The 24,295-nt window shown below is 68.7% G+C and carries 24 protein-coding genes; 19 read left to right on the forward strand and 5 right to left on the reverse strand.

Annotated features, from left to right (window positions below; all coding sequences use genetic code 11):
• Nucleotides 1-63 precede the first annotated feature (63 nt).
• From GE300_RS01860 to GE300_RS01890, 7 genes are all read left to right on the forward strand, one after another.
• Nucleotides 64-3,810, forward strand: a complete 3,747-nt coding sequence (locus GE300_RS01860) for a nitrate reductase subunit alpha (protein ID WP_154444345.1) — start codon at nt 64-66, stop codon at nt 3,808-3,810.
• Entirely contained in the window at nt 3,807-5,333 is a 1,527-nt protein-coding gene (narH, locus tag GE300_RS01865) for a nitrate reductase subunit beta (RefSeq protein ID WP_154444347.1), read from the forward strand. The genes GE300_RS01860 and narH overlap by 4 nt, the downstream gene beginning before the upstream one ends.
• A complete protein-coding gene (narJ, locus tag GE300_RS01870) occupies nt 5,333-6,055 on the forward strand; it encodes a nitrate reductase molybdenum cofactor assembly chaperone (RefSeq protein WP_233416703.1) in 723 nt (240 codons plus the stop codon). Before narH ends, narJ begins: the two co-directional genes overlap by 1 nt.
• A 1-nt stretch (nt 6,056) precedes the next feature.
• Nucleotides 6,057-6,842, forward strand: a complete 786-nt coding sequence (narI, locus tag GE300_RS01875) for a respiratory nitrate reductase subunit gamma (RefSeq protein WP_154444349.1) — start codon at nt 6,057-6,059, stop codon at nt 6,840-6,842.
• 5 nt (nt 6,843-6,847) lie between these two features.
• On the forward strand, nt 6,848-7,642 hold the full coding sequence (locus GE300_RS01880) for a peptidylprolyl isomerase (RefSeq protein ID WP_154444351.1): 795 nt from the start codon (nt 6,848-6,850) through the stop codon (nt 7,640-7,642).
• A 154-nt stretch (nt 7,643-7,796) separates the two neighbouring features.
• Nucleotides 7,797-9,077: a molybdopterin molybdotransferase MoeA gene (locus GE300_RS01885; protein WP_154444354.1), complete on the forward strand. Its 1,281-nt coding sequence runs from the start codon at nt 7,797-7,799 to the stop codon at nt 9,075-9,077.
• A gap of 11 nt (nt 9,078-9,088) precedes the next feature.
• Nucleotides 9,089-9,601: a DUF2478 domain-containing protein gene (locus GE300_RS01890; protein WP_154444356.1), complete on the forward strand. Its 513-nt coding sequence runs from the start codon at nt 9,089-9,091 to the stop codon at nt 9,599-9,601.
• 890 nt (nt 9,602-10,491) lie between these two features.
• Here the strand turns inward: GE300_RS01890 and GE300_RS01895 are convergent.
• The 3 genes from GE300_RS01895 to GE300_RS01905 all read right to left on the reverse strand — a co-directional run bounded on the left by GE300_RS01895 (nt 10,492) and on the right by GE300_RS01905 (nt 13,833).
• On the reverse strand, nt 10,492-11,559 hold the full coding sequence (locus GE300_RS01895) for a LysM peptidoglycan-binding domain-containing protein (protein WP_233416704.1): 1,068 nt from the start codon (nt 11,557-11,559) through the stop codon (nt 10,492-10,494).
• An 85-nt stretch (nt 11,560-11,644) separates the two neighbouring features.
• Complete coding sequence (locus tag GE300_RS01900; RefSeq protein ID WP_154444360.1) at nt 11,645-13,108, reverse strand: PstS family phosphate ABC transporter substrate-binding protein; 1,464 nt, start codon at nt 13,106-13,108, stop codon at nt 11,645-11,647.
• Nucleotides 13,109-13,329: 221 nt separating this feature from the next.
• Nucleotides 13,330-13,833, reverse strand: a complete 504-nt coding sequence (locus GE300_RS01905; protein ID WP_154444362.1) for an MOSC domain-containing protein — start codon at nt 13,831-13,833, stop codon at nt 13,330-13,332.
• A gap of 74 nt (nt 13,834-13,907) precedes the next feature.
• On the opposite strand from GE300_RS01905, the gene rimO reads away from it, so the two are divergent.
• Complete coding sequence (rimO, locus tag GE300_RS01910; protein WP_154444364.1) at nt 13,908-15,299, forward strand: 30S ribosomal protein S12 methylthiotransferase RimO; 1,392 nt, start codon at nt 13,908-13,910, stop codon at nt 15,297-15,299.
• A gap of 4 nt (nt 15,300-15,303) precedes the next feature.
• Here rimO and GE300_RS01915 read toward each other — a convergent pair whose 3' ends face one another.
• On the reverse strand, nt 15,304-16,011 hold the full coding sequence (locus GE300_RS01915; RefSeq protein ID WP_154444366.1) for a M48 family metallopeptidase: 708 nt from the start codon (nt 16,009-16,011) through the stop codon (nt 15,304-15,306).
• Between the two features lie 117 nt (nt 16,012-16,128).
• Between GE300_RS01915 and GE300_RS01920 the strand changes: the two genes are divergently transcribed.
• Nucleotides 16,129-16,368: a hypothetical protein gene (locus GE300_RS01920; RefSeq protein WP_154444368.1), complete on the forward strand. Its 240-nt coding sequence runs from the start codon at nt 16,129-16,131 to the stop codon at nt 16,366-16,368.
• Here GE300_RS01920 and GE300_RS01925 read toward each other — a convergent pair.
• Nucleotides 16,341-16,637 (reverse strand): DUF167 domain-containing protein, encoded by a 297-nt coding sequence (locus tag GE300_RS01925; protein ID WP_233416705.1) that lies wholly within the window; start codon nt 16,635-16,637, stop codon nt 16,341-16,343. The genes GE300_RS01920 and GE300_RS01925 overlap by 28 nt on opposite strands.
• A gap of 116 nt (nt 16,638-16,753) precedes the next feature.
• On the opposite strand from GE300_RS01925, the gene cobS reads away from it, so the two are divergent.
• From cobS to GE300_RS01975, 10 genes are all read left to right on the forward strand, one after another.
• Nucleotides 16,754-17,509, forward strand: a complete 756-nt coding sequence (gene cobS, locus GE300_RS01930) for an adenosylcobinamide-GDP ribazoletransferase (RefSeq protein ID WP_154444370.1) — start codon at nt 16,754-16,756, stop codon at nt 17,507-17,509.
• The gene (locus GE300_RS01935) at nt 17,500-18,024 is read left to right on the forward strand and encodes a histidine phosphatase family protein (protein WP_154444372.1); all 525 of its coding nucleotides are present in this window, start codon (nt 17,500-17,502) and stop codon (nt 18,022-18,024) included. Before cobS ends, GE300_RS01935 begins: the two co-directional genes overlap by 10 nt.
• 63 nt (nt 18,025-18,087) lie before the next feature.
• Nucleotides 18,088-18,702, forward strand: a complete 615-nt coding sequence (parA, locus tag GE300_RS01940; RefSeq protein WP_154444374.1) for a ParA family partition ATPase — start codon at nt 18,088-18,090, stop codon at nt 18,700-18,702.
• Between the two features lie 10 nt (nt 18,703-18,712).
• The gene (locus tag GE300_RS01945) at nt 18,713-19,828 is read left to right on the forward strand and encodes a class II histone deacetylase (RefSeq protein WP_154444376.1); all 1,116 of its coding nucleotides are present in this window, start codon (nt 18,713-18,715) and stop codon (nt 19,826-19,828) included.
• A gap of 134 nt (nt 19,829-19,962) precedes the next feature.
• Nucleotides 19,963-20,574 carry a hypothetical protein gene (locus tag GE300_RS01950; protein WP_154444378.1) on the forward strand — a complete coding sequence of 204 codons (612 nt, stop codon included), beginning with the start codon at nt 19,963-19,965 and terminating at the stop codon, nt 20,572-20,574.
• An 82-nt stretch (nt 20,575-20,656) separates the two neighbouring features.
• A complete protein-coding gene (locus GE300_RS01955; protein WP_154444381.1) occupies nt 20,657-21,355 on the forward strand; it encodes a CoA transferase subunit A in 699 nt (232 codons plus the stop codon).
• Between the two features lie 9 nt (nt 21,356-21,364).
• Complete coding sequence (locus GE300_RS01960) at nt 21,365-22,438, forward strand: GSCFA domain-containing protein (RefSeq protein WP_325063058.1); 1,074 nt, start codon at nt 21,365-21,367, stop codon at nt 22,436-22,438.
• Nucleotides 22,435-23,268 (forward strand): hypothetical protein, encoded by an 834-nt coding sequence (locus tag GE300_RS01965; RefSeq protein ID WP_154444383.1) that lies wholly within the window; start codon nt 22,435-22,437, stop codon nt 23,266-23,268. The genes GE300_RS01960 and GE300_RS01965 overlap by 4 nt, the downstream gene beginning before the upstream one ends.
• Entirely contained in the window at nt 23,268-23,897 is a 630-nt protein-coding gene (locus GE300_RS01970; protein WP_154444385.1) for a CoA transferase subunit B, read from the forward strand. The genes GE300_RS01965 and GE300_RS01970 overlap by 1 nt, the downstream gene beginning before the upstream one ends.
• On the forward strand, nt 23,894-24,184 hold the full coding sequence (locus tag GE300_RS01975) for a GNAT family N-acetyltransferase (protein ID WP_154444387.1): 291 nt from the start codon (nt 23,894-23,896) through the stop codon (nt 24,182-24,184). The genes GE300_RS01970 and GE300_RS01975 overlap by 4 nt, the downstream gene beginning before the upstream one ends.
• The last annotated feature ends 111 nt before the right edge of the window (nt 24,185-24,295 follow it).

Below are 24,295 nucleotides of genomic sequence, written 5' to 3' on the forward strand. Positions count from 1 at the left end.
CCGACAGAACGGACGCGCGCCGTTCGCCGTCACCCGGACCCGGATACCCGAAAGGACTGCAAGATGAGCCATCTGCTCGACAGGCTGAACTTCTTCCAGAGCAAGGAACTGGAGCAATTCTCGGACGGCTGGGGTCAGACCACCCGCGAGAACCGCGACTGGGAGGACACCTACAGAAACCGCTGGCGCCACGACAAGATCGTGCGTTCCACCCACGGCGTGAACTGCACCGGGTCATGCTCGTGGAAGATCTACGTCAAGTCAGGCATCGTGACCTGGGAGACGCAGCAGACCGACTATCCGCGCACCCGCGCCGGCCTGCCCAACCACGAGCCGCGCGGCTGTGCGCGCGGCGCCTCCTACAGCTGGTATCTCTATTCCGCCAACCGGGTGAAGAACCCGCTGATCCGGGGCACGTTGATGCGTGCCTGGCGCAAGATGCGCGAGACGATGACGCCGGTGGCCGCGTGGGCCGCGATCCAGAACGACCCCGCCCTGCGCAACGCGATCAACAAGACCCGCGGCAAGGGCGGGTTCGTGCGGGCAAGCTGGGACGAGGCGACCGAGATCATCGCCGCCGCCAACGCCCATACCGCGAATACCTACGGCCCCGACCGGGTGTTCGGCTTCTCGCCGATCCCGGCCATGTCGATGGTAAGCTACGCCGCCGGGTCGCGCTATCTGAGCCTGCTGGGCGGAACCTGCATGTCGTTCTACGACTGGTACTGCGACCTGCCGCCGGCCAGCCCGCAAACCTGGGGCGAGCAGACCGACGTGCCGGAATCGGCTGACTGGTACAATGCCGGCTTCCTGATGCTCTGGGGCTCGAACGTGCCCCAGACCCGGACCCCCGACGCGCATTTCTACACCGAGGTCCGCTATCGCGGCACCAAGTCCGCCGTGGTCAGCCCGGACTATTCCGAGGCCGCCAAGTTCGGCGACATCTGGCTGAACCCGCAGGCCGGCACCGATGCGGCGCTGGCGATGGCCATGGGCCATGTGATCCTGCGCGAATACCACCTGGACCGGCAGGCCGACTATTTCGAGGACTACGCGCGCAAATACACCGACATGCCGATGCTGGTCCGGCTGGACGGCAAGGACGGCCGCCTGGTGCCGGGCCGGATGCTGCGGGCCGAGGACTTCGATGACAAGCTGGGAGAGGCCAACAATCCCGACTGGAAGACCGTGGCCTTTGACGAGACGTCCAGTCAGATCGTGGCCCCCAACGGCTCGATCGGTTTCCGTTGGGGCGAGACAGGCGAGTGGAACCTTGAAGAGCGCGCCGGGGATGCCGAGACCCGTCTGCGCCTGAGCCAGATCATGGACGGCGACCACGATGAGGTCGTGGGTGTCGATTTCCCCTATTTCGGCGGTGCCGCGACGGGCGACTTCGTCAAATGCGACCACCCCGAGGTGCTGACCCGGAACGTTCCCGCGCGTCGCGTCAGGCTGGCCGACGGCAACGAGGCGCTGGTCGCCACCGTGTTCGACCTGTTCTGCGCGAACTACGGTCTTGATCGCGGTCTGGGCGGCGACTGGGCGTCGAAGGATTTCAACGACGACAGCCCCTACACCCCCGCCTGGGCGGAAAGGATCACCGGCGTCGATCGCGAGAAGATCATCGCGGTCGCGCGCGAGTTCGCATCCAATGCCGAAAAGACGCATGGCAAGTCCATGGTCATCCTCGGGGCCGGTCTGAACCACTGGTACCACATGGACATGAACTATCGCGGCATCATCAACATGCTGGTGATGTGCGGCTGTATCGGCCAGGAAGGCGGCGGCTGGTCGCATTACGTCGGCCAGGAGAAACTCCGCCCGCAGACCGGCTGGCAGCCGCTGGCCTTCGCACTGGACTGGAACCGCCCGCCGCGGCACATGAACTCGACCTCCTGCTGGTATGCCCATACCGACCAGTGGCGCTATGAGACACTCCGGGCTGGCGAGATCCTGTCGCCGACGGCCCCCGAGGGCGACTGGGACATTTCCCTGATCGACTACAACATCCGGGCCGAACGCATGGGCTGGCTGCCGTCCGCGCCGCAGCTGAAGACCAACCCGCTGGAAGTGTCGAAGGCCGCGAAGACGGCCGGCAAGGAGATCAGGGATTACGTCGCCGAACAGCTGAAATCGGGCGAGCTGGAAATGTCCTGCCAGGACCCGGACGCGCCGGAGAACTGGCCGCGCAACCTGTTCGTCTGGCGCTCGAACCTGCTGGGCTCCTCGGGCAAGGGGCACGAGTACTTCCTCAAGCACCTTCTGGGCACCGATCACGGCGTGATGGGCAAGGACCTGGGCGAGGAAGGCGGGGTGATGCCGAAAGAGGCCGTCTGGCACGAGCAGGCGCCGAAGGGCAAGCTCGACCTGCTGGTCTGCATCGACTTCCGCATGTCCACGACGGCGGTCTATTCCGACATCGTTCTGCCAACCGCCAGCTGGTACGAGAAGGACGACCTGAACACGTCCGACATGCACCCGTTCATCCACCCGCTGCAGGCGGCCGTGGACCCGGCCTATGAAAGCAGGTCGGACTGGGAGATCTTCAAGTCGATCGCGGCCAAGTTCTCGGAGATCGCGCCCGAGGTGCTGGGCGTCGAGACCGACATCGTCCAGCTTCCGCTGCTGCATGACACTGCCGCCGAACTGGCGCAGGCCCATGTGAAGGACTGGAAGAAGGGCGAGTGCGAGCTGATCCCCGGCAGGACAGCGCCGAACTACATCGCGGTCGAACGGGATTACCCGAACCTCTACAAGAAGTTCACCTCGGTCGGACCGCTGCTGGAAAAGCTCGGCAACGGCGGCAAGGGGATCACCTGGGACACGAAGACCGAGGTCAGGCATCTGCGCGACCTGAACGGCGCGGTACAGGACGAAGGCGTGTCGCAGGGCCAGCCAAGGCTCGAAACCGCGATCGACGCGGCCGAGATGATCCTGATGCTGGCGCCCGAGACCAACGGCGAGGTCGCCGTCAAGGCCTGGGAACAGCTGGAAAAGCCCACGGGCCGGCACCACGCGCACCTGGCCGAAGGCGCGCATCATACCAAGATCCGCTTCCGCGACATCGCGGCGCAGCCGCGCAAGATCATCTCCAGCCCGACCTGGTCGGGGATCGAGAGCGAGGAGGTCTGCTACAACGCCGGCTACACCAACGTCCACGAACTGATCCCCTGGCGTACCCTGACGGGCCGCCAGCAGCTCTATCAGGATCACGAATGGATGCGGGCCTTCGGCGAAGGCTTCGTCAGCTACCGCCCGCCCGTGGATCTCAAGACCATCACCGCCGCCGTCAACAACGACGCCGCCGAGGGCAGCCCGCATGTCGTGCTGAACTTCATCACGCCGCACCAGAAATGGGGCATCCACAGCACCTATACCGACAACCTGCTGATGCTCACGCTCAACAGGGGCGGGCCGGTGGTCTGGATGTCCGAGGTGGACGCGCGGAAGGCGGGGCTGGTCGATAACGACTGGGTCGAGGCCTACAACACCAACGGCGCGCTGACCGCGCGCGTGGTCGTCAGCCAGCGGATCAAGCAGGGCACGCTGTTCATGTACCACGCGCAGGAAAAGATCGTGAACACGCCCGGTTCCGAGAAAACCGGCAATCGCGGTGGCATCCACAATTCGGTCACCCGCGCCACGCTCAAGCCCACGCACATGATCGGCGGCTACGCGCAATTGTCCTACGGCTTCAACTACTACGGCACCGTGGGCAGCAATCGCGACGAGTTCGTGATCGTGCGGAAAATGAAGAAGATTGATTGGCTGGATCAGCCCGCAACCCGGAACGTGGAGGCAGCGGAATGAGAGTTCGCGCGCAAATCGGCAAGGTCCTGAACCTCGACAAATGCATCGGCTGTCACACCTGCTCGGTCACCTGCAAGAACGTTTGGACCACGCGCGAAGGCGTCGAATACGCATGGTTCAACAACGTCGAAACCAAGCCCGGCACCGGCTATCCCACGGATTGGGAAAACCAGAAACGCTGGAACGGGGGCTGGGTGCGGTCGGCCAGCGGCAAGCTGCACCCCAAGCAGGGGTCGAAGTGGCGGATTCTGGCGAACATCTTCGCCAACCCCTCGATGCCCGAGATCGACGACTATTACGAGCCGTTCGATTTCGACTACGACCACCTGAAATCCGCGCCCGACATGAACGCCTTTCCCACCGCGCGGCCCCGGTCCAAGGTCTCCGGCGAGCGGATGGAGAAGATCGAGAAGGGCCCGAACTGGGAAGAGATACTCGGCGGCGAATTCGCAAAGCGGTCGGCCGACTACAACTTCGAGGATGTGCAGAAGGAGATCTATGGCGAGTACGAAAACACCTTCATGATGTACCTGCCGCGCCTGTGCGAGCACTGCCTCAACCCGACCTGCTCGGCCTCCTGCCCCTCGGGCGCGATCTACAAGCGCGAGGAGGACGGCATCGTCCTCATCGACCAGGAGAAATGCCGCGGCTGGCGGATGTGCATCTCGGGCTGCCCGTACAAGAAGGTCTATTACAACTGGGACACCGGAAAATCCGAAAAGTGTACCTTCTGCTATCCGCGCATCGAAAGCGGCCAGCCGACGGTCTGTTCGGAAACCTGCGTCGGCCGCATCCGCTATCTGGGCGTGATCCTCTATGACGCCGACAAGATCGAGGCGGCGGCAAGCAGCGAACGCGAGACCGATCTCTACGGCGCGCAGCTGGACGTGTTCCTCGACCCCGATGACCCCGAGGTGATCGCCGCGGCGCGCCGCGACGGCGTGCCCGAGGACTGGATCGAGGCGGCGAAGGTCAGCCCGGTCTGGAAGATGGCGATGGACTGGAAGGTCGCGTTCCCGCTGCATCCCGAATACCGGACGCTGCCGATGGTCTGGTACATCCCGCCGCTGTCGCCGATCCAGAACGCGGCCCAGGCCGGCCAGATCGCGATGAGCGACCAGATGCCCGACGTGCGCAGCCTGCGCATCCCGGTGAAATACCTCGCCAACATGCTGACGGCGGGCGACGAGGAGCCGATCGTTCACGCACTGGAACGCATGTCGGCAATGCGCCTCTACATGCGGGCGCTCAGCGTGGACGGCGTGCGCGACGAGGCGATCGCCACCCGGGTCGGCATGTCCGGCCGGGTGATCGAGGACATGTACAAGATCATGGCCATCGCCGATTACGAGGACCGTTTCGCGATCCCCACGGCACACCGCGAACAGAACGAGGATGGCGCCGACATCCGCGGTGGCTGCGGCTTCACCGACGGCAACGGATGCTCCACCGGCGACGCGGGCAAGACCACCCTGTTCGGCGGCAAGAAGAAAAGCTTCGCCCTTCCGCAGGAGACCTTCTGATGCTGGACCGCTCACTCAAGGCCCTGTCGCTGATCCTGAGCTATCCCTCGCGGGAGCTGCAGCAAGCCATGCCCGAGATCGGGGCCGTCCTCGACGCCGACGCCCGCATCGCCGGCGACACGCGGGCTGCGCTGCGGTCGTTGGCCGGTGACTTCGCGAAAGCTGACATTTACGATCTGCAAGAGCGCTTCGTGATGCTCTTCGACCGGTCGCGCACGCTGTCCCTGAACCTGTTCGAGCATGTCCACGGCGAAAGCCGTGACCGCGGCGGCGCGATGGTCGACCTGATCGAAACCTACCGGAAGGGCGGGTTCGAACCCGCGAGCTCGGAACTGCCGGACCATCTGCCGGTGCTGCTGGAATTCCTGTCGCTGCGTCCCGTCGCCGAAGCGCAGGAAACCCTGGCGGACGCGGCGCATATCCTGGATGCAATCGGCGCGCGGCTCGTCCGCCGCGAAAGCGAATATGCCGCTGCGTTCGCCGCCCTCGTGCAGCTGTCCGGGGTCAAGGCCGACGCCGAAGCGGTGGCCGCCATGCTGGCCCGGCCCGATGACGACCCGACCGACCTCACGGCGCTCGACGCCGTCTGGGAGGAAACCGAGGTCACCTTCGGGCCGGATCCGAACGCCGGCTGTCCGCAGGTCCGCGACATGCTTGCGGCGATGGACCAACCCGCTTTCGGTGCGCCCCCCGCCCCCAACCCATTGAACAGGAGCGCATGAAATGTTCGGCGACTTCGACATCAACTTCGTCATCTTCGGGGTCATGCCCTATGTCGCGCTGACGATTTTCCTCGTGGGATCGGTCGTGCGCTACGAACGCGACCCTTTCACCTGGAAAAGCTCTTCCAGCCAGCTGCTGCGCCGCAAACAGCTGATCTGGGGCTCGGTCCTGTTCCATGTCGGAATACTGACGGTTTTCTTCGGACACCTCATCGGCCTGTTCACACCGGTCTGGGTGCTGGATGCCCTCGGCATCCCCTATTGGCTGAAGCAATGGATGGCCGTCCTAATCGGTGGCCCGGCAGGGATCGCGGCCCTGATCGGCTCGACCATGCTGCTGCACCGTCGCCTCGTCGATCCGCGCATTCGTGTGACGTCGACGTTTCCCGATGTCCTGATCATGGTTCTGATCTGGCTTCAGCTGGCGATCGGCCTTCTGACCATCACCCAGACCCTGCAGCACATGGACGGCGCCGAAATGGTCCGCTTCATGACCTGGTCGCAAAGCGTCGTGACGTGGAACATCAACGCCTGGGTCACGGTGGTTGACGTGCATTGGCTCTACAAGCTGCACATCTTCCTGGGCCTGATCATCACCATGCTGTTTCCGTTCACCCGGCTCGTGCACATCTGGTCCGGCTTTGCCGCACCGTTCCGCTACCTGCTGACGCGGCCGGGCTACCAGATCGTTCGCTCGCGCCGGACCCGTCCGCTGGAAGAACGACGCCGCGCCTATGATCGCCTGCAAGCCAAGCGTGGCCCCTCGGCCACGACCCCGGCGGAGTGACGGCGATGAATGTCGCGCTTTTCCCGGATGTCGTCGTCAACGGCGAAACGATCCCCTCGGCGGCCATCGCCGCCGAGGCCCAGAACCACAGCGCGCCCAGGAACAAACCCGGTATCGCCTGGCGCAAGGCGGCGCAGGCGCTGGCGATCCGCGCCCTGCTGCTGCAGGAGGCGCGGGCGCGCGGGCTGGTGCCCGACCCACTGGAATTGGCCCCCGGGCGTTTCGAGACCGAAGACGAGGCGCTGATCCGCGCCCTTCTGGACGACGCGCTGACCATCGCGCCCGTCACAGATGAGGCGGTGCGTGCCGAATGGGCGAAGGATCCCGCCCGCTACCGGTCCGCGCCGCTTTGGGATGTCTCGCACATCCTGTGCGCCTGCGACCCGCGCAACGAGCAAGAGCGTATGGCGGCCGAGGAACGGGCCGCTGCCCTGCTGGCGCGACTTGACGGCGACGCCAAGGGCTTCGCCGCCGCCGCGCGTGAAAGCGATTGCGGCTCCAGGGCATCCGGCGGTCATCTGGGTCAGCTTGGCCCGGGCGACACCGTGCCCGAGTTCGAGGCGGCGCTGCGCAGCCTGCCCGAGGGCGCCATCAGCCCCGCACCCGTTCTCTCGCGGCACGGCTGGCACATCATCCGACTGAACGCCACGGCGCCGGGGCAGGTGCTGCCCTATGAAACCGTCCGCCCCAAGATCGCTCAGGCGCTCGAAAAGGCGGCCTGGGCCAGGGCGTCGCGGGACTTCGTGGAGCATCTGGCACACGGCGCACGGATCAGCGGCGCAAGCCTTGCGCCGATCTGAACCACGCGAAAGGACATGTCATGCACCCGTCAGCGCCAGTGCAGCGTGGAAGCGGTGACAGACCGACACGCCCGCGCCTGCTTGCAGATCCTCCGGATCTCATCCGCGAGGACCACCTTTTCCGGACCGGGCTTTCCATACAGAAGGCGGCAAGATGACGGTTCATGAATCTGTCGCGTCGCCGGGGTGCGGCTGCGACCGGCGGGACATGCTCCCTTCCCTGATCAGCATCGACGAGGCCCTTGCCCGGATTGCGGCGCATGCAGCACCTGCCGGCCAAACCGGGACCGTGGCGCTCGACAGCGCCGTCGGTCGCGTTCTCGCCCGGCCGGTCCGGTCCCGTTCCATGGCACCGGCCTTCGACAACGCGGCGATGGATGGCTACGCGGTCGCAACATCGGCCCTCAGGGGCCCCGGTCCCTGGTTGCTGCAGGTGGTTGCGCGCGTGCCTGCCGGGCAGCCGGCGACGACATCGGTCGCGGGGGCTGTGGCCGCCCGCATCTTCACGGGTGCACCGATCCCGGCTGGCGCGGACGCCGTCGTGATGCAGGAGGACGTCGTGCGCGACGGGGAGGTGATTCACCTGTCCCGCCGTCCCGCACCTGGCCTGAACATCCGCCCCGCGGGCAGCGACATGGCCAAGGGCGCGACCGTGCTGGACAAGGGCCACAGGCTCGGCCCAGGGGAAATTGCCGCTTGTGCCGCAGCCGGTGCCGGGTTCCTGCAGGTCCAGCGCAGACTTCGCGTGGCGCTGCTGGTCACCGGCGACGAGGTACGGCACGCCGGCGACGCGCGCAAGCCGGCCCAGATTTGGGACGTGAACACGCCGATGCTGACAGCAAGCCTGGCCGCCGCCGGGGTAGAGATTGTCGCGTCCGCACATGGCGGGGATGATCCTTCGGGCCTTGTCAGCCAGCTGAGCGGCATGGCGGCGCGGGCCGACCTTGTCATCACCACGGGCGGCATCTCGGTGGGGGAAGAGGATCATGTGAAGCCCGCCCTGGCGGCGCTGGGGGGCGAAATCCTGTTCAGCGGCGTGGCGATCAAGCCGGGCAAGCCGGTATCGTTCGGGCGCATCGGGAAAGCGAGCTGGCTCGGTCTGCCCGGCAACCCGCTTGCGGCGTTCGTCACCTGGCAGATCTTCGGCATCGCGCTGATCCGTGGTTTGAGTGGTGAGGTGGCCCATGCCCGCACCAGACGCCACGTCGTCACGGCGACCGAACTTCGCCGCAAGCCGGGGCGCTGCGAACTCAGACCGGCAACGATCGCCGGGTTTGACGCCCATGGCCGCGAGATCGTACGGTTCGAAGATGCCACGCATTCGGCTCGTGTCGGACGCCTTCCGCTGGCGGACGGGCTCGTGTTCCTGCCCGCCGATGCGGAGAGCCTGCCCATTGGGGCGCTTGTTGAATTCCAGCCCTTCTGCCGATCCTGAGGAGGCCAGAGATGAAACTTGCCTGCACCATGGCGCCGGGACGCGGCGACACGGACCTGCTGCTCGAGCGGTTGGCAACCGAACTCGGTGGCCGGGGCCTTGGCTGCTGTGGAGTTGTCCAGATCAACAGCGAACGCGCTGATGCAGGTCCCTGCGATATGGATGTCCGGGTGTTGCCGGATGGTCCGGTTCTGCGCATCAGCCAGGACCTTGGTCCGCAGGCCAGAGGCTGTCGCCTTGACCCGGCCGCGCTGGAGACGGCGGCCGGGCTCGTCGCGACCAGTCTGTTGTCAGGCGCGGACCTTCTGATCATCAACAAGTTCGGCAAACATGAAGCCGAGGGGCGGGGGTTTCGCAATGTGATCGCCAAGGCTGTCGCCATGAATGTGCCCGTACTGGTCGGCCTCAACGAGTTGAACCGAGACGCTTTCGAGGCCTTTGCGGGGGACATGCCCGTCCGGCTCTCGTCGGATATCGAGGTCCTCATGGAATGGGCGAGCAGCGTGACGGTTCTGGCTGCGTAGGAAACCGCGCCCACCGGATTTCGCCGGTCGAGCGGCAACACCGGCGTGCATCTGCACAACGGAACGCCGGCGCAAAACGCAAGCACTGCGTGTGGTCGGTTTCGCATCGGCAGCAAAGGGGTGGGAGGGGCGGCGCAAGAGCGCCGGCGGCTATCCGGCGATGAGACAAGAAGTCGCGCTGTGGGGGACAACTTTTCCGGGCGCTTCCGGTATCGGGCCCGGAATCGGCCCTTGCCTTAACAAAGCCTTAATTCGTCTCGCCTTCCGCCTGTGGATAAGTTTGGGGAAAAACTTTCCCCGGATCCGGGCGGCTTCCGTTTCGGCACGGGGGCTGGCTGTCGGGCCGTCCGCGTCCGTCGCTCAATCAGCCGTAGAGAGTACGTATACCTTCGGCGATACTCTGACTTTCCGGCGCCCGGTGGCGACGATCCGAGGTTCGCGGCGTCCGAACGTCGGCCGGTGAATACGACCGACCGGTGTTGTCCGTCGGCTCGTGTGGATCCGGTGGCTTCTTGTTGCCGGTCATGTCCTGCTCTCCTTCCGTTCACGCATGACTATTAACGCATGCAAATGTGGCGAAACCCGAGGCCTTGGCCGCCATGATGTGACAATGATGTAGAATGGTTATTACCTCGTTGCCGGATCGCCACTACTCCGTGACCGCGCGGTCACCATTGCTCATCTTTCTGGCGAAACTCCTGGCGGAGATTCGCGTTTGACGCTTGCCCGCCGGCACCTTGTCCCGCCGCCCGGCCCGGAGATGCGAATCATCATCGCCGCTCCGGTTCGGCGCCTCGTCAGCAAATCAAACGCATGAAAAGAGAATAGGTTGCAGCGGCGGACCGTTGCCGGTCATCGGCGCGCGCGTCCCGCGATGTGCTCGGCGCCTGTCAGCCGCGCATCATGTACTCGGACAGATGGCGCCGCACGATCTCGAACCACTCGCCACTGTCCTTGATCTCGTCGATTCCCTCGTTCAGCAGCGTCAGGTACTCCTGGGCCTTCGGATTGTTCTTCGAGATCACCACGTGCAGCGTCGCGACGGTGTCCAGCGCATCCTGCTTTACCACCCGGTCGGCGGCGTCGAGATCGGAGATGACGTCGCGCGCGACATCTTCGGCCAGGGCCACGACGTCTGCCTCCCCCGCCAGCAGCGCCTCGAAGCAGTCCGAGGGCGTCACCGGCTGCAGCAGGGTCACGTTCGGTTCGACCAGGTCGCGTTCCTCGAGCATGAACGACGAGTACCCGGCCGGCCGGCACAGGCGCGCGCCGAACAGATCGCCATGCGACAGCGGCGTGGCGAAGTCGTCGGTGGTGTAGAACCCGATGATCTGCTCGTAGATCGGTTCGGACCAGAACAGGTTGTTGCAGCGGAACTGCGAGCCCTCGCCCAGCTTCTCGATCACGTCGCAGTTCGGTCGGAACCACGGGAAGCCGAAATCATAGGCGTTGTCGGTCAGCAGCGGCTGAAGATGCGCGCCCCAGTCGTTGATGAAGTCGATCTGGTAGTCCTCTGCCGGCCGGACCTTCGACATCGCGGTGTTGACCACCTCGGTCATCATCCCGCCCTGCGCCTGCTCCTCGTCCGAGAACGGCGCCCAGTCGCTGGCGGTCACGAACCGGATGCCGCCCTTCAGCGGCGGGGGCAGCGGCGCGCTGGTCTCCTCGCGGCGGATCGGCTCGACGCTCGCCGTCGGCTCGGCGGCGTCCTGCTCCAGGCACGGAATGGTCAGCGGCTGGCCGATCTCGATCGCGCTGGGATTGCGGCCGATCAGGTCGCGGTTGACGCTGTAGATCAGCCGCCAGCCGTCGTCGTCGCCATAGGCGCGGCGCGAGATCCGGTGCAGCGTGTCGCCGCGCTGCACGCTGTAGACCTCGCCGCAGGTGATGTCCTGCGCTGCGGCCGCATCCGCGACGCCGGACAGGATTGCCGCCACGGCCAGGATGGTGAGTTTCATGTGTCGCTCCGTTGCTGCCTGCTGCCGGTATGAGAGGATCATACCGGACCGTGGCGCCGGCAGCCATGCCGGACCGAACCCCGGTTCAGCCCTCGGCCAGCGGCCGCGACCAGATCTGCACGGTGATGCCGGCATCCGCGCCGCAGGGCGCCGTCGCCGCGGCATCGGCGGGTAACGCGCGGAAGCCGACGGTCAGACGTTCCTCGATGTCCGGGTACGAGGCGAACAGCAGCGACAGCAGCTCGCGCGCGGCGGCCGGGCCGTCCTCGCCGTGGCTGACGAACAGCAGTTCCTCGCCCTCGGCGCGCCCGGACCGGACGTAATCGGCAAGGAATTCCAGTTCCAGCCGGTCGCGCGCGTCGAGCGGCTCCGTCCCCTCGCGCAGGCGGAACGTCGTGCTCAGCCGCCGCGCCTCGTCGCCGGCCCAATCCGGAGCGGGAAGCCGGTCCGGTCCGGCTTCGGGTCGCAGGTCGATGTAACCGGCCAGCGCCAGGATTTCCTGACCGGCCGATGTCTGGGCGAAATCCACCATCCCGCGCGCATGGACCGAGATGTCGCCCTTCGCCGCGTAGACGTAGACGGCGCTGCCCAGCGGGTATTCCCCGGTCTTCACCGTAAAGGCGGTCGGCGGCACCGCGGTGCCGCAGGCGTCGAGGATCGGCAGCGGGTCGCGGTCGACGATCGCGCCAAGATCGGTGAAGCCGATGCTGTTGGGGAAGGTCGCAACCGCGGCGTTGAGGCTTTCGTCCGAATCGAGGGCGATGACATCGTCGCGGAACGCGGCGTCGCGCGGACGCAGAAGCAGCGTGTCGATGATCTCGCGCAGGTCCGCGCCCTCTTCGCGGGTGAACACGCTGATCGGCAGGTCGCTGCCGCCAACCTCGGACCAGTTCCGGATGTCGCCGGACAGGATCGCCGCCAGCTGGTCCGGCGACAGCGCGTCGACCCCGGCCTGCGCCCCGGTGGTGACCGCGATGGCGTCGAGCGCCAGGATCCGCTCGAGCTTCAGGCGGTGCAGCGCGGCCGCGTCGCGGCCGGTGATCTCCGCGGCCTCTTCCGCGCTCGCCTGGCGGTGGCTGAACACGAGGCTGGCCTCGCCGCGGGCCAGGTCGGCGAAGGCGGCCGCGCCGTCGCGTTCCACCAGTTCCACGTCGACGATCGATTCGCCCTGGTACGAGAGCAGTTCGTACAGCGCGTTGCCGTCGGCGGTGGTGCCCCGGCTGATATCGGTGTCGACGCCCAGGCTGTAGGCATCCAGAAGCTCCGGCACCAGCAGGCGCTGAACCAGCGGGCCGCCGGCGATCTTGAATGCCGACGCCACCTCGTTCACGTCGGGACAGGCCGCCCCGACGCAGGTCACCTCGTCCGCCGGAAAGGTCAGCGTGCCCAGGCTGCTGCGCAGCGTGTAGCGCGCGCCGTCGAAGGCCAGCAACTCGCCCCGGAAGTCGAACAGGCCGTTGGTGGTGACAAGCTGAACCTCCTCCGCGGCCGCCGGCGCGGACGCCATCGCTCCGAGGACCAGCAGCACAAACATTCTCGCCGTGCGCATGTACCCCAACTCCCCCTCATCCGCGCCGGTCGTTCCCGCAGTATGCGCGATTTCCGGCACCGGCTACCGACCAAACATATCGCGTTCTTCGAATTCTAGGTCCGTCTAGTTGGCAAAACTTTGGCAACAAAGCGGTGCGCCCGCCTCGTTCCGCATATCCTGCCGCGGCCGGGTTAATTTTTTCATGCCCGAGCCGCGCGATTCTGCGCGCAGCCGCCGCGTCAGCAGCCCTCGTCCGGCAGGTGCGGCCCGTCGACCAGCGGCCAGACCCGGTCGCCGACCTCGATTCGGCCGGGACGAATCACTTCGGCGATCATGCCGCCGTGGCCGCGCACCGCGGCGTAGCCGCCGTGGCCCAGGGCCTCCTCCATCCGCGAGCACGGCGCGCAGGGGCCGGTTATGGCGAGGACGAGTTCGCCGATCCTGATCCGGCGGTCGCGCAGCGCCAGCAGGTTGATCCCGGCGACCGCCAGGTTCCGGCGCAGATCGGCATAGACGACGCGGTCGTTCGCCGCCAGCGCCCGGATCACCGGCAGATGTTCGGCCTGGATCAAGGTGATGGCGCGCTTGCCGGGGCGCTGGCGGTGATCGCCCGCCAGCCCGCTCTCGGTCACCTCCACCGCCGAGGGGCACTGCACCGGCGCCCGGCGCGCCGGTCTGACGCCGATCCAGACCAGAAGACCGGGGCGCGCGGCGCGGGAGGTAAGCTCGGTCACCGTCAGCATGGCACCCGGCTATCGCCCGCCGCGCCGCGAGGCAATGCTTTTCAACCGCGCGCAAAGCGGATACTGCGCGCGGGATGAGCACCAACCCGCCCGATCTGCGCCCCGACCTGGCCGCCGCCCGCCTGACCGAGCCCGCCCCGCGGCAGGGTCAGCCGCGCATCGGCATGGTCAGCCTGGGCTGCCCGAAGGCGCTGGTCGACAGCGAGCGGATCCTGACCCGGCTGCGCGCCGAGGGCTATGCGATCTCGCCCGACTACGCCGGCGCCGAGGCCGTGATCGTGAACACCTGCGGCTTTCTCGACAGCGCCAAGGCCGAGAGCTTGGAGGCGATCGGCGAGGCGCTGAGCGAGAATGGCCGCGTCATCGTCACCGGCTGCCTGGGCGCCGAGCCGGACTACATCACCGGCGCGCACCCGTCGGTGCTGGCGGTCACCGGGCCGCAGCAGTACGAGCAGGTGCTGGACGCGGTCCACGCCGCGGTGCCGCCGGCGCCCGACCCGTTCATCGACCTGCTGCCCGCGCGCGGCGTGTCGCTGACGCCCCGGCACTACAGCTATGTGAAGATCTCGGAGGGCTGTAACCACAAGTGCAGGTTCTGCATCATCCCCGACATGCGCGGCCGGCTGGTCTCGCGCCCCGCGCACGCGGTGCTGCGCGAGGCCGAGAAGCTGGTCGCGGCCGGGGTGAAGGAGCTGCTGGTGATCAGCCAGGACACCTCGGCCTACGGCGTGGACCGCAAGCACGACGCGCATCCGTGGAAGGACGGCGAGGTGCGCAGCCACGTCACCGACCTGGCGCGCGAGCTGGGCCGGCTGGGCGCCTGGGTGCGGCTGCACTACGTCTATCCCTACCCGCATGTGCGCCAGCTGATCCCGCTGATGGCCGATCCGGCGAACGGCGTGCTGCCCTACCTGGACATCCCGTTCCAGCACGCCCACCCGGATGTGCTGCGGCGCATGGCCCGCCCGGCGAAAAGCGCCGACACCCTGGCCGAGATCGCCCGCTGGCGCGCCGATTGCCCGGACATCACCCTGCGCTCGACCTTCATCGTCGGCTATCCCGGCGAGACCGAGGAAGAGTTCCGGTACCTGCTGGACTGGCTGGGCGAGGCGCGGCTCGATCGGGTCGGCTGCTTCCAGTACGAGAACGTCGCCGGCGCCCGCTCGAACGATCTGCCCGGCCATGTGCCGGCCGAGGTCAGGCAGGACCGCTGGAACCGGTTCATGGAGGTCGCGCAGGCGATCTCGGCCGAGAAGCTGGCGGCCAGGGTCGGCCGGCGCATGACCGTGATCGTCGACGAGGTCGACGCCGAGGCCGCGACCTGCCGCACCATGGCCGACGCGCCCGAGATCGACGGCAACCTGTTCATCGACGAGGGCTTCGAGGCCCTCGCCCCCGGCGACATGGTCGAGGTCGTGGTGGACGAGTCCGGCGACTACGACCTCTGGGGCCGGCTGGCCGGCTGAGGGTTCAGCGCCCCACCGACCGCCGCACGGCATCCATCCGGTCCGCGTTGGGCGGGTGGCTGCCCAGGAAGCGGTTGCCGGGGTCGGGGATGCGGGTGAAGTATTCGGCGCCGCGGATCGGATTGAAACCCGCCCGCTGCGCGATCTGCGCGCCCAGCGAATCCGCCTGCAGCTCGAAATCCTTCGAGAACCGCCGCGAGCCGACGAAGCCGCCCAGCTGGCCGGCGGTGTCGACGCCGGAGGTGTCCGCGCCGACGACGGTGGCCAGGATCGCGCCGATCGCGGCGCCCGCGGTCGCGGTGGCCTGCGCCCGCGGAATGTGGCCGCGGATGTGGTGCGCGGCCTCGTGGCCCATGATGAACGCCAGCTCGTCCGAGTTCTGCGCGTCGACGATCAGCGGCAGGGTGAAGATCAGCACCGGCCGGCCGTTCTCGACCGTCTGGTAGGCGTTGGGCGGGGCGTTGCGGCTTTGATCGACGACGATCCTGAAATCGCAGTTCATCCGCGGGTTGCGCGCGCGGCAGGTCGACTCGGCGACCGGCTCGACCCGGCGCACGACGCCGGAAAAGCTGTCGAGCCTGCGCTGCACCTCGGCGGCGGTGGCCGTGCGGCTGGTCTGCTGCGGACGCACGGTCTGCGGCCCGCCGGTCTGCACCACCACCGGGGCGCAGCCTGCCAGCAGCAGGGTCAGGACGGCGAATATCCGGGTCATTCTCGATTCCTGTTCATTGGCCTTATCCCCATCAGATATTCCGTGGCGCCGCGCTGGCAAAGATGCTGCGTGATGTGCGGGCTTGCAAAGCGCGGATCAGCGCATAGGCTCGGCCGCATGTTTACCATCGAGCACGAATTCGACGCGTCGGTCATCACCCTGGTCGACGACAACGCGACCCCGGGCGCCGAGGACGTCACCATCACCTGCTTCGACGATTCGGTGACGCTCGAGCAGCTGGACGTGCAGAGCGGCGAGGTGATGCGCGTGGTGCTGACCATGGCGCAGGTCGAGGACCTGCGCGCCGCGCTCGACCTGCCCGAGGGCGCCTATGTGCGCCGCCCGGCGGGGGGCTGATCCCGCACCCGGAAGACCTTGTCGCGGGCGGCCGCGCCGCGCACCAGCTCCAGCGCCGACTTCGGGCATCCCAGGGCCCGCGCGATCAGCCGGATCACCGCCGCGTTCGCCCTGCCGCCCTCGGCCGGGGCGGTGACCCGCACCGCCAGGCGATCGCCGCAGGCCGCCACCGCGTCGCGCCCGGCGCCGGCGCTCACCCGCACCTGCAGCAGCCCAGTGCCGTCCAGCAGCGCGCCGATCTCGGCAGCCATCGCGCCTCGCGTTGACATTCCCCGCTCCGCTGCCTTCAGTGATCCCTCGCCCGGCCGATGCTGCCGTGCCGCCCGCCCGTGTCGCGACTGTATCGCGCAGCCCGTCCAAGTCGATCCCCAAGGACCGCCCGCCGATGCCTCCCGCCGGAACCGAGTTCCACCACGCCCTCAACGCGCTCCGTTTCCTGACCCGGCTGCCGGTGCCGGCGGGCGGGATCGGCGACTGGAGCCTGGCGCGCGCCGCGCGCTGGTTCCCGCTGGCCGGGCTGGTGGTGGGGGTGCTGGCGGGCGCGGCCTGGTGGCTGGCAAGCGCCATCGGCCTGCCGCCGCTGGCCGCCGCCGGACTGGCGCTGACGGTGCAGGCGCTGCTGACCGGCGGTCTGCACGAGGACGGGCTGGCCGACCTCGCCGACGGGCTGGGCAGCGGCGCCGGGCGCGCGCGCGCGCTGGAGATCATGCGCGACAGCCGGATCGGCGCGCACGGGGCGCTGGCGCTGGGCCTGTCGCTGCTGCTGCGCACGGCGGCGCTGGCGGCGCTGGCGCCCGCGGCCGGCCTGGCGGCGCTGGCGATCGCCAACATCCTGTCGCGCGCAGCGATATCGCTCAGCCTCGGCACGCTGCCCTACGCCCGCCCCGCCGGGCTGGCACAGGACGGCCGCGACCACGATCCGCGGGCGCTGGCGCTGACGGTGGGGCTTGCCTGCGTCGCGGCGCTGCTTCTCGGTGGGCTGACCGGCGTGCTGGCGATCGCCGCCGCCGCGATCGGCTGGGCGGCGATCAGCTGGCGGCTGGTCCGCAGCCTGGGCGGGCACACCGGCGACGGGCTGGGCGCGACCGAACAGGTGGTGCAGGCCGCCGTGCTGCTGGTGCTGGCGGCGGCATGGGGCTGACCCTGCTGCGTCATCCCAGCGTCTCGGTCAGGGGGATCTGCTATGGCCGCGCCGAGGTGCGGCTTGCCGCGGGACACGCGGGCCAGATCGCGCGCGCGGTGGCGCTGACGCCGCCGCCGCGGCGGGTGGTCGCCAGCCCCGCGATCCGCTGCCGCGGCCTGGCCCAGGCGCTGTGCAGGGCACACGGGCTGGGCGCGCCGACCTGGGATCCCCGGCTACTGGAGCTGGACTTCGGCGACTGGGAGGGGCGCCCGTGGTCCGCGATCCCGCGCGGCGAAAGCGACCCCTGGGCCGAGGATCCCGTGCACCGCGCGCCTCCGGGGGGCGAGCGTTTCGTCGATCTACAGCGCCGCGTCGTCGAAGCCCTCGCGGGGCTGGAGGATGCCGCCGTCGTCACCCATGCCGGCCCGATCCGGGCGGCGCTGATCGCCGCCGGGCAGGCCGACTTCGCGCAGGCCTTCGCGACGCCGGTGCCGCACGCCGAACCGATCGCCCTGCCCGCGGCGCGCGGCTGAGCCGCTTGCGCGCGGCGCGGGCTTGTGCTGCTGTCTGCCGGGAAAGTGGGAAGGACCCTTGGCATGATCATCGCGTTCGCGCAGCAGAAGGGCGGCGCCGGCAAGACCACGGTGCTGGCGCATCTCGCCCATGCATGGGCGCGCGCCGGGCGCTCGGTCGGGCTGGCGGACCTGGATCCGCAGCGGTCGCTGGCGCAGTGGGTCGCGCACCAGGACGCGCACCCGTTCACCTGTATCGAAAGCGCCGGCTGGCGCGCCGGCTCGGACATCGGCGATCTGGCCCGCAAGCACGACGTGACGCTGATCGACTGCCCCGGCAACGCCTCGAACCTGCTCGAGGCGGCGCTGCGCGCCTCGCACCTGGTGCTGGTGCCATGCCAGCCCTCGGTGCTGGACGCCTGGGCGACGGCGCCGGTGCTGCAGATGGCCGGCCGCGAGAAGACCCCGGCGCGGGTGCTGCTGAACCGGGTGCCGCCGCGCGGCGGGGCGGCGGACGCGATCCGGCAGAAGCTGGAGCAGGACGGCGCGACGGTGCTGGACAGCACGCTGGGCAACCGCGTCGCCTTCGCCAACGGGCTGGCCGCGGGGACGACGGCGCTGGGCCTGGCCGCACGATCCGCCGCAAGCCGCGAGGTCGAGGCGCTGCGCGCCGAGATCGAAACCCTGCTGGCGGCCTGAGCCGGAAGCGATGCGCCGCACCGGCTTTTTCTGGGACGAGCGCTGTCTCTGGCACGGCGGCGGGACCTATGCGCTGACCGTGCCGGCGGGCGGCCTGGTGCAGCCGTTCGCCGCCGGCGGCCATCCCGAAGGCCCCGAGACCAAGCGACGGCTGGTGAACCTGCTGCGCGCCACCGGGCTGGAGCGGGACCTGCTGATGCGCGGCGCCGAGCCGGCGTCGCGCGCGCAGTTGCTGCGTGTCCACCCGGCCGCCTATCTCGACGCCTTCAAGGCGCGCTCCGACGCGGGCGGCGGCGAGATCGGCCTGCGCACGCCGTTCGGGCCCGGCGGCTACGAGCTTGCCGCGCTTTCGGCGGGGCTGGCGGTCGCCGCGCTGACCGCGGTGCTGCGCGGCGAGGCCGACAACGCCTATGCGCTGTCGCGCCCGCCCGGGCACCACTGCCTGCCGGACTGGTCCAACGGCTTCTGCCTGCTGGCCAACATCGCCATCGCGATTCGCGCGGTGCAGGCGCAGGGTCTGGCGCGGCGCATCGCGGTCGTCGACTGGGACGTGCACCACGGCAACGGCACCGAGGCGATCTTTCTCGACGATCCGGACGTGCTGACGATCTCGCTGCACCAGGAACGGAACTACCCGCTCGACACCGGCGACAGCGCGGACCGCGGCCGCGGCGCCGGGCTGGGCGCCAACCTGAACCTGCCGCTGCCGCCGGGCGCCGGCCACGCGAGCTATCTGGCGACGATGGAACGCGCGGTGGTTCCGGCGCTCGACGCCTTCGGACCGGAGCTGATCGTCGTTGCCTGCGGCTTCGACGCCTCGGGGGTCGACCCGCTGGCGCGGATGCTGTGCAGCGCCGAGACCTTCCGGCACATGACCGCGACGGTGATGGACGCCGCCGACCGGCTGTGCGACGGGCGGCTGGCGATGGTCCACGAGGGCGGCTATTCCGAGCTGCACGTGCCGTTCTGCGGCCACGCGGTGCTGCAGCAGCTGTCGGGATCCGCGATCGCCGCCCCTGACCCGCTGCAGGCGCGGATCGCCGCGCACCAGCCCGCGGCGGATGTGCAGGCCGCGTTCGACGCCCGCCTCGACGGCATGATCGCGGCGCTCGATCCACCGCTCTGAGCGGCACATTCGGCCCCCGGTCGGACCGCAAATCACCCCATTCGCGTCACAGCGCCGCCCCGCCGCACCCGCATGACGGTCGTCGCGGCCCCGGACGCGGCGCTTCCCGCGTTTTCCGACCGGCCGACGCCGAAATGGAGTTCCGCTTGCGCGTCTCGTGCCTGCACACCTCGCTCGCCAGCATCGCCGCCTACGAGGCGGCGGCGCCCAAGGGCATGCGGCTGACGCACCACCTGCGCACCGATCTCGAGCACCGGGCCCGCACCGCGGGCATCGACGACGGGCTGGCCGAGGAACTGCGCATGCACCTGCAGCGGATCGGCGCCGGCAATGACGCCGTGCTGCTGACCAGCCTGCACCTGGCGCGCGCCGCCGGCCCGGGCCTGGCCGCGGACGTGCTGCTGGCCGAGGAACTGGCGGCGCGCGCGCAGGGCAAGCACGTCGACGTGCTGCACTCCGATCCGGCCGACACCTTCGCCGTCGGCCGGCTGTTCGGGGCGACCGTGGGGGCGGCCTCGGTCCGGCTGATTGCGGTGCCCGACGCGCACCAGCGCCTGCTGGCCGGCGACCGGATCGGGCACGACCGGGCGATCCGGGACGCGATCGGGAACAGCACCGCCGACCTGGTCGTGCTGGCGAACCCGCAGATGGCGCAGGTGGCGTCGCCCGGAAGCCGTGTTTTCTCGGCCCCGCGGGTGGCGCTGCGCCGGATCGCCGAGCGCGCGCCGCACCTGCGCGGCGGCTGACCGGCCCCGACAGGGGTTGACGCCTTCTTCGCAGGTGCAGAAAGTCGGCCACGACGAGCGGCACCAAAGGGGAATCGAACAGATGCACAAGGTCTACGACTCGGCGGCCGCGGCCCTCGACGGCTTGCTGCAGGACGGGATGCTCATCGCGGCCGGAGGGTTCGGCCTGTGCGGCATCCCCGAACTGCTGATCGCGGGCATCCGCGACTCGGGCGTCAAGGATCTGACCGTCGCGTCGAACAACGCCGGTGTGGACGACTTCGGCCTCGGGCTGCTGCTGCAGACCCGGCAGGTGAGGAAGATGATCTCGTCCTATGTCGGCGAGAACGCCGAGTTCATGCGCCAGTACCTGTCGGGCGAGCTGGAGCTCGAGTTCAACCCGCAGGGCACCCTGGCCGAGCGCATGCGCGCCGGCGGCGCGGGCATCCCCGGCTTCTACACCAAGACCGGCGTCGGCACCCAGATCGCCGACGGCAAGGAGGTGAAGCAGTTCGACGGCCAGGACTACATCCTGGAGCGCGGCATCTTCGCCGACCTGGCGATCGTGAAGGCCTGGAAGGGCGACGCGCAGGGCAATCTGGTCTACCGCAAGACCGCGCGGAACTTCAATCCGGACGCCGCCACCTGCGGCCGGATCTGCATCGCCGAGGTCGAGCAGATCGTCCCCGTCGGCAGCCTCGATCCGGACAACATCCACACCCCGGGCATCTTCGTCGACCGCATCGTCCAGGGCGAGCACGAGAAGCGCATCGAGAAACGCACCCTGCGCGAAGCCTCGTAGGGGCGGCAGGTGGATCGTCCCGCTTCCCCGTATCGCGACCTGCCGCCGCGCGCCTACTGGCGTTCGGCGGTCGCCGAGCGCGCGCCGCTGGATCCGGGCGATCTGTACCGGCCGCGGTTTCCGGTGACCCGCGACATGCGCATCGTCACCGCCGGCAGCTGCTTCGCCCAGCACGTCGGCCGCGCGCTGCGGACCTCGGGCTTCAACGTGATGGACTTCGAGCCGCTGCCGGCACGCGTGCGCGACGAGACCGCGCGCCGCTACGGCTACCGCCTGTTTTCCGCGCGCTACGGCAACATCTACACCGCGCGGCAGCTGGCGCAGCTGCAGGCCGAGGCGGACGGCGCCCTGAGCCCGGCGCTGCCGGTGTGGCGCAAGGGCGATCGGTTCGTGGACGCGCAGCGCCCCGGCGTCGAGCCCGACGGGCTGGAGAGCGAGGCGCTGGTGCTGCGCCACCGCGAGGCGCACCTGACCTGCGTGCGCAAGGCGTTCCGGAGCGCGGACCTGTTCGTGTTCACCTTCGGCCTGACCGAAGCCTGGTGCCACCGCGACAGCGGCACCGTCTACCCGACCGCGCCCGGCACCATCGCCGGCAGCTTTGATCCGCAGCAATTCGCGTTCCGCAACTTCGACGTGCCCGCGGTGCTCGCGGATTTCTGCACCTTCCGCGAGACGCTCAGGCAGTCCCGGCCGGACGCCCGTTTCCTGGTCACCGTGTCCCCGGTGCCGCTGACCGCGACCGCCACCGGACAGCATGTCGAGGTTGCAAGCTGCTACTCCAAGTCGGTGCTGCGGGCGGTCTGCGGCATGCTGACCGAGCGGTTCGAGGACGTCGACTACTTCCCGTCGTTCGAGATCATCACCTCGCAGAACGCGCGCGGCGCGTACTACGAGGCGAACCTGCGCAATGTCGCGCCGCAGGGCGTCGAAACCGCGATGGGCGCCTTCCGCGCCGCACACGGCATCGGCGACGCGCCCGAGCCCGAGCCCGACGAGCCGCGGCGCCAGCGGCGGCGCAGGCGCGAGGACCGGACGGAAGACGTGGTGTGCGAGGAAGTCCTGCTGGAGGCGTTTTCCCGATGAGGCGCACCCATGTCATCGGCACATCGCACGTCGGTGCCATTCGCGAGGGCTGGCAGACGGTCGCGGACCGTTTCCCCGACGAGGAGATGGAATTCTTCGCCGCGACCCGGCCGCTGTTCGAGCGGCTTCACCTCGACGACCGCCATCGGCTCTACCTGCCGGACGCCGTCGCCGCGCGCGTGCCGCAGGTGCGGAACACGCTGATGAAGATCAACGGCACGCTTTCCGCCGATCTGCATAATTCGGACACCGTGCTCTGGGCCGGGTTCAGGTGGCCGATGCAGGAAATCGGGCGCATCCTGGCGGACCAGGACATCGACGACATCCGCGTGGCGGGCGCCGACCGCCGGATGTCGCGGCGCGCGTTCGCCGCGGTCTGCCGCGACCTCGCCGCCGGATTCCTGCCCGACGCGCAATGGCGCGGCTGGCGCAAGCCGGCGCTGACCGTCCTGCTGATGCCGTTCCGCTCGGAATCCGCGCTGAGCGCGCCGAAGATGGAGGTCTGGAACGCGCTGACCGCGCGCGACGACGGTGTCGATACCGCGTTCGAGGCGTTCTTCGACCAGATGGCCGAGGTGTTCGCCGACCACGGCATCGCCGTGCTGCGCCCGCCGGCCGAGGCGCGCCGGCCGTTCGGCATGACCAGGGCCGAGTACGGCGTCGGCTCCCGCGGGTTGCGCGGGCCGGAACATTCCGACGAGGACTACGTGCACATGAACGCCGACTACGGCGCGCTGTGCCTGCAGCACTATTTCGCCGGCGCGCCCGAGGGCGCGCTCGGCGATCCGATGCAACCGCAACCGAAGATTCACGCGACGGGAGAATGTTGATGCCCTGGGACCGCAATCAGATGGCCGCCCGCGCCGCGCAGGAGCTGCAGGACGGCATGTACGTCAACCTCGGGATCGGGATCCCGACGCTGGTGTCGAACTACATCCCGGACGGCATCGACGTGACGCTGCAGTCCGAGAACGGGATGCTGGGCATGGGTCCGTTCCCGACCGAGGACACCATCGACCCGGACCTGATCAACGCCGGCAAGCAGACCATCACCGAGCTGGACCGGACTTCGTATTTCTCCTCCGCCGACAGCTTCGCGATGATCCGTGGCGGTCATATCGACATGGCGATCCTCGGCGCGATGGAGGTGGCCGAGAACGGCGACCTGGCGAACTGGATGATCCCCGGCAAGCTGGTCAAGGGCATGGGCGGCGCGATGGACCTGGTCGCCGGCGTCAAGCGCGTGGTGGTGATCATGGACCACACCAACAAGGCCGGCGAGCCGAAGCTGCTGAAGGAATGCACGCTGCCGCTGACCGGCAAAGGCGTGGTGCACCGGATCATCACCAACCTCGGCGTCTTCGACGTGGTCGAGGGCGGTCTGAAGATCGTCGAGCTTGCCCCCGAGGTCACCGCCGACGAGGCGCGCGCCTCGACCGAAGCCGCGATCGTCGGATGAGCGAATTTGACATCGCGCGCGAGGTCGACGGATCCAAGGGCCGCTACGTCCTGCGTCATCCGCAGGGATCGGCGGAGCTGACCTTCTCGATCGCCTCGCCGCAACTGGTGATCGCGGACCACACCGAGGTCGACGACGCGCTGCGCGGCACCGGCGCCGGCCGGGCGCTGGTCGAGCGGCTGGTCGCCGACGCCCGTGCCGAGGGCGTGAAGATCGTGCCGCTGTGCCCGTTCGTCAACGCCCAGCGCCGCCGCAACCCGGACTGGGCCGACGAGTTCCAGACCTGAACCCGCCGCGGATGCCGCCGCCGATGCGGAACATATTCGCGTCTTGCCATTGTTCTGCCCGAAGCGGCCTGTAACGCTGCCGGAACGGCCCGCTTCGGGCAGCACGGGAAT

Origin of the sequence: Halovulum marinum, assembly GCF_009697225.1 — a bacterium.
Taxonomy (GTDB): domain Bacteria; phylum Pseudomonadota; class Alphaproteobacteria; order Rhodobacterales; family Rhodobacteraceae; genus Halovulum; species Halovulum marinum.

Bases quoted from the DNA above. Each gene is read 5' to 3' on its own strand.
- narJ (WP_233416703.1), top strand. From the start codon at position 5,333: ATGCTGGACCGCTCACTCAAGGCCCTGTCGCTGATCCTGAGCTATCCC.
- GE300_RS01965 (WP_154444383.1), top strand. From the start codon at position 22,435: ATGAGGCGCACCCATGTCATCGGCACATCGCACGTCGGTGCCATTCGC.
- cobS (WP_154444370.1), top strand. From the start codon at position 16,754: ATGCCTCCCGCCGGAACCGAGTTCCACCACGCCCTCAACGCGCTCCGT.
- GE300_RS01925 (WP_233416705.1), bottom strand. From the start codon at position 16,637: ATGTCAACGCGAGGCGCGATGGCTGCCGAGATCGGCGCGCTGCTGGAC.
- GE300_RS01890 (WP_154444356.1), top strand. From the start codon at position 9,089: ATGAAACTTGCCTGCACCATGGCGCCGGGACGCGGCGACACGGACCTG.
- GE300_RS01955 (WP_154444381.1), top strand. From the start codon at position 20,657: ATGCACAAGGTCTACGACTCGGCGGCCGCGGCCCTCGACGGCTTGCTG.
- GE300_RS01935 (WP_154444372.1), top strand. From the start codon at position 17,500: ATGGGGCTGACCCTGCTGCGTCATCCCAGCGTCTCGGTCAGGGGGATC.
- GE300_RS01945 (WP_154444376.1), top strand. From the start codon at position 18,713: ATGCGCCGCACCGGCTTTTTCTGGGACGAGCGCTGTCTCTGGCACGGC.
- GE300_RS01900 (WP_154444360.1), bottom strand. From the start codon at position 13,108: ATGCGCACGGCGAGAATGTTTGTGCTGCTGGTCCTCGGAGCGATGGCG.
- narI (WP_154444349.1), top strand. From the start codon at position 6,057: ATGTTCGGCGACTTCGACATCAACTTCGTCATCTTCGGGGTCATGCCC.
- GE300_RS01950 (WP_154444378.1), top strand. From the start codon at position 19,963: ATGGAGTTCCGCTTGCGCGTCTCGTGCCTGCACACCTCGCTCGCCAGC.
- GE300_RS01895 (WP_233416704.1), bottom strand. From the start codon at position 11,559: ATGAAACTCACCATCCTGGCCGTGGCGGCAATCCTGTCCGGCGTCGCG.
- rimO (WP_154444364.1), top strand. From the start codon at position 13,908: ATGAGCACCAACCCGCCCGATCTGCGCCCCGACCTGGCCGCCGCCCGC.
- GE300_RS01915 (WP_154444366.1), bottom strand. From the start codon at position 16,011: ATGACCCGGATATTCGCCGTCCTGACCCTGCTGCTGGCAGGCTGCGCC.
- GE300_RS01905 (WP_154444362.1), bottom strand. From the start codon at position 13,833: ATGCTGACGGTGACCGAGCTTACCTCCCGCGCCGCGCGCCCCGGTCTT.
- narH (WP_154444347.1), top strand. From the start codon at position 3,807: ATGAGAGTTCGCGCGCAAATCGGCAAGGTCCTGAACCTCGACAAATGC.
- GE300_RS01970 (WP_154444385.1), top strand. From the start codon at position 23,268: ATGCCCTGGGACCGCAATCAGATGGCCGCCCGCGCCGCGCAGGAGCTG.
- GE300_RS01880 (WP_154444351.1), top strand. From the start codon at position 6,848: ATGAATGTCGCGCTTTTCCCGGATGTCGTCGTCAACGGCGAAACGATC.
- GE300_RS01860 (WP_154444345.1), top strand. From the start codon at position 64: ATGAGCCATCTGCTCGACAGGCTGAACTTCTTCCAGAGCAAGGAACTG.
- GE300_RS01975 (WP_154444387.1), top strand. From the start codon at position 23,894: ATGAGCGAATTTGACATCGCGCGCGAGGTCGACGGATCCAAGGGCCGC.
- GE300_RS01920 (WP_154444368.1), top strand. From the start codon at position 16,129: ATGTTTACCATCGAGCACGAATTCGACGCGTCGGTCATCACCCTGGTC.
- GE300_RS01885 (WP_154444354.1), top strand. From the start codon at position 7,797: ATGACGGTTCATGAATCTGTCGCGTCGCCGGGGTGCGGCTGCGACCGG.
- parA (WP_154444374.1), top strand. From the start codon at position 18,088: ATGATCATCGCGTTCGCGCAGCAGAAGGGCGGCGCCGGCAAGACCACG.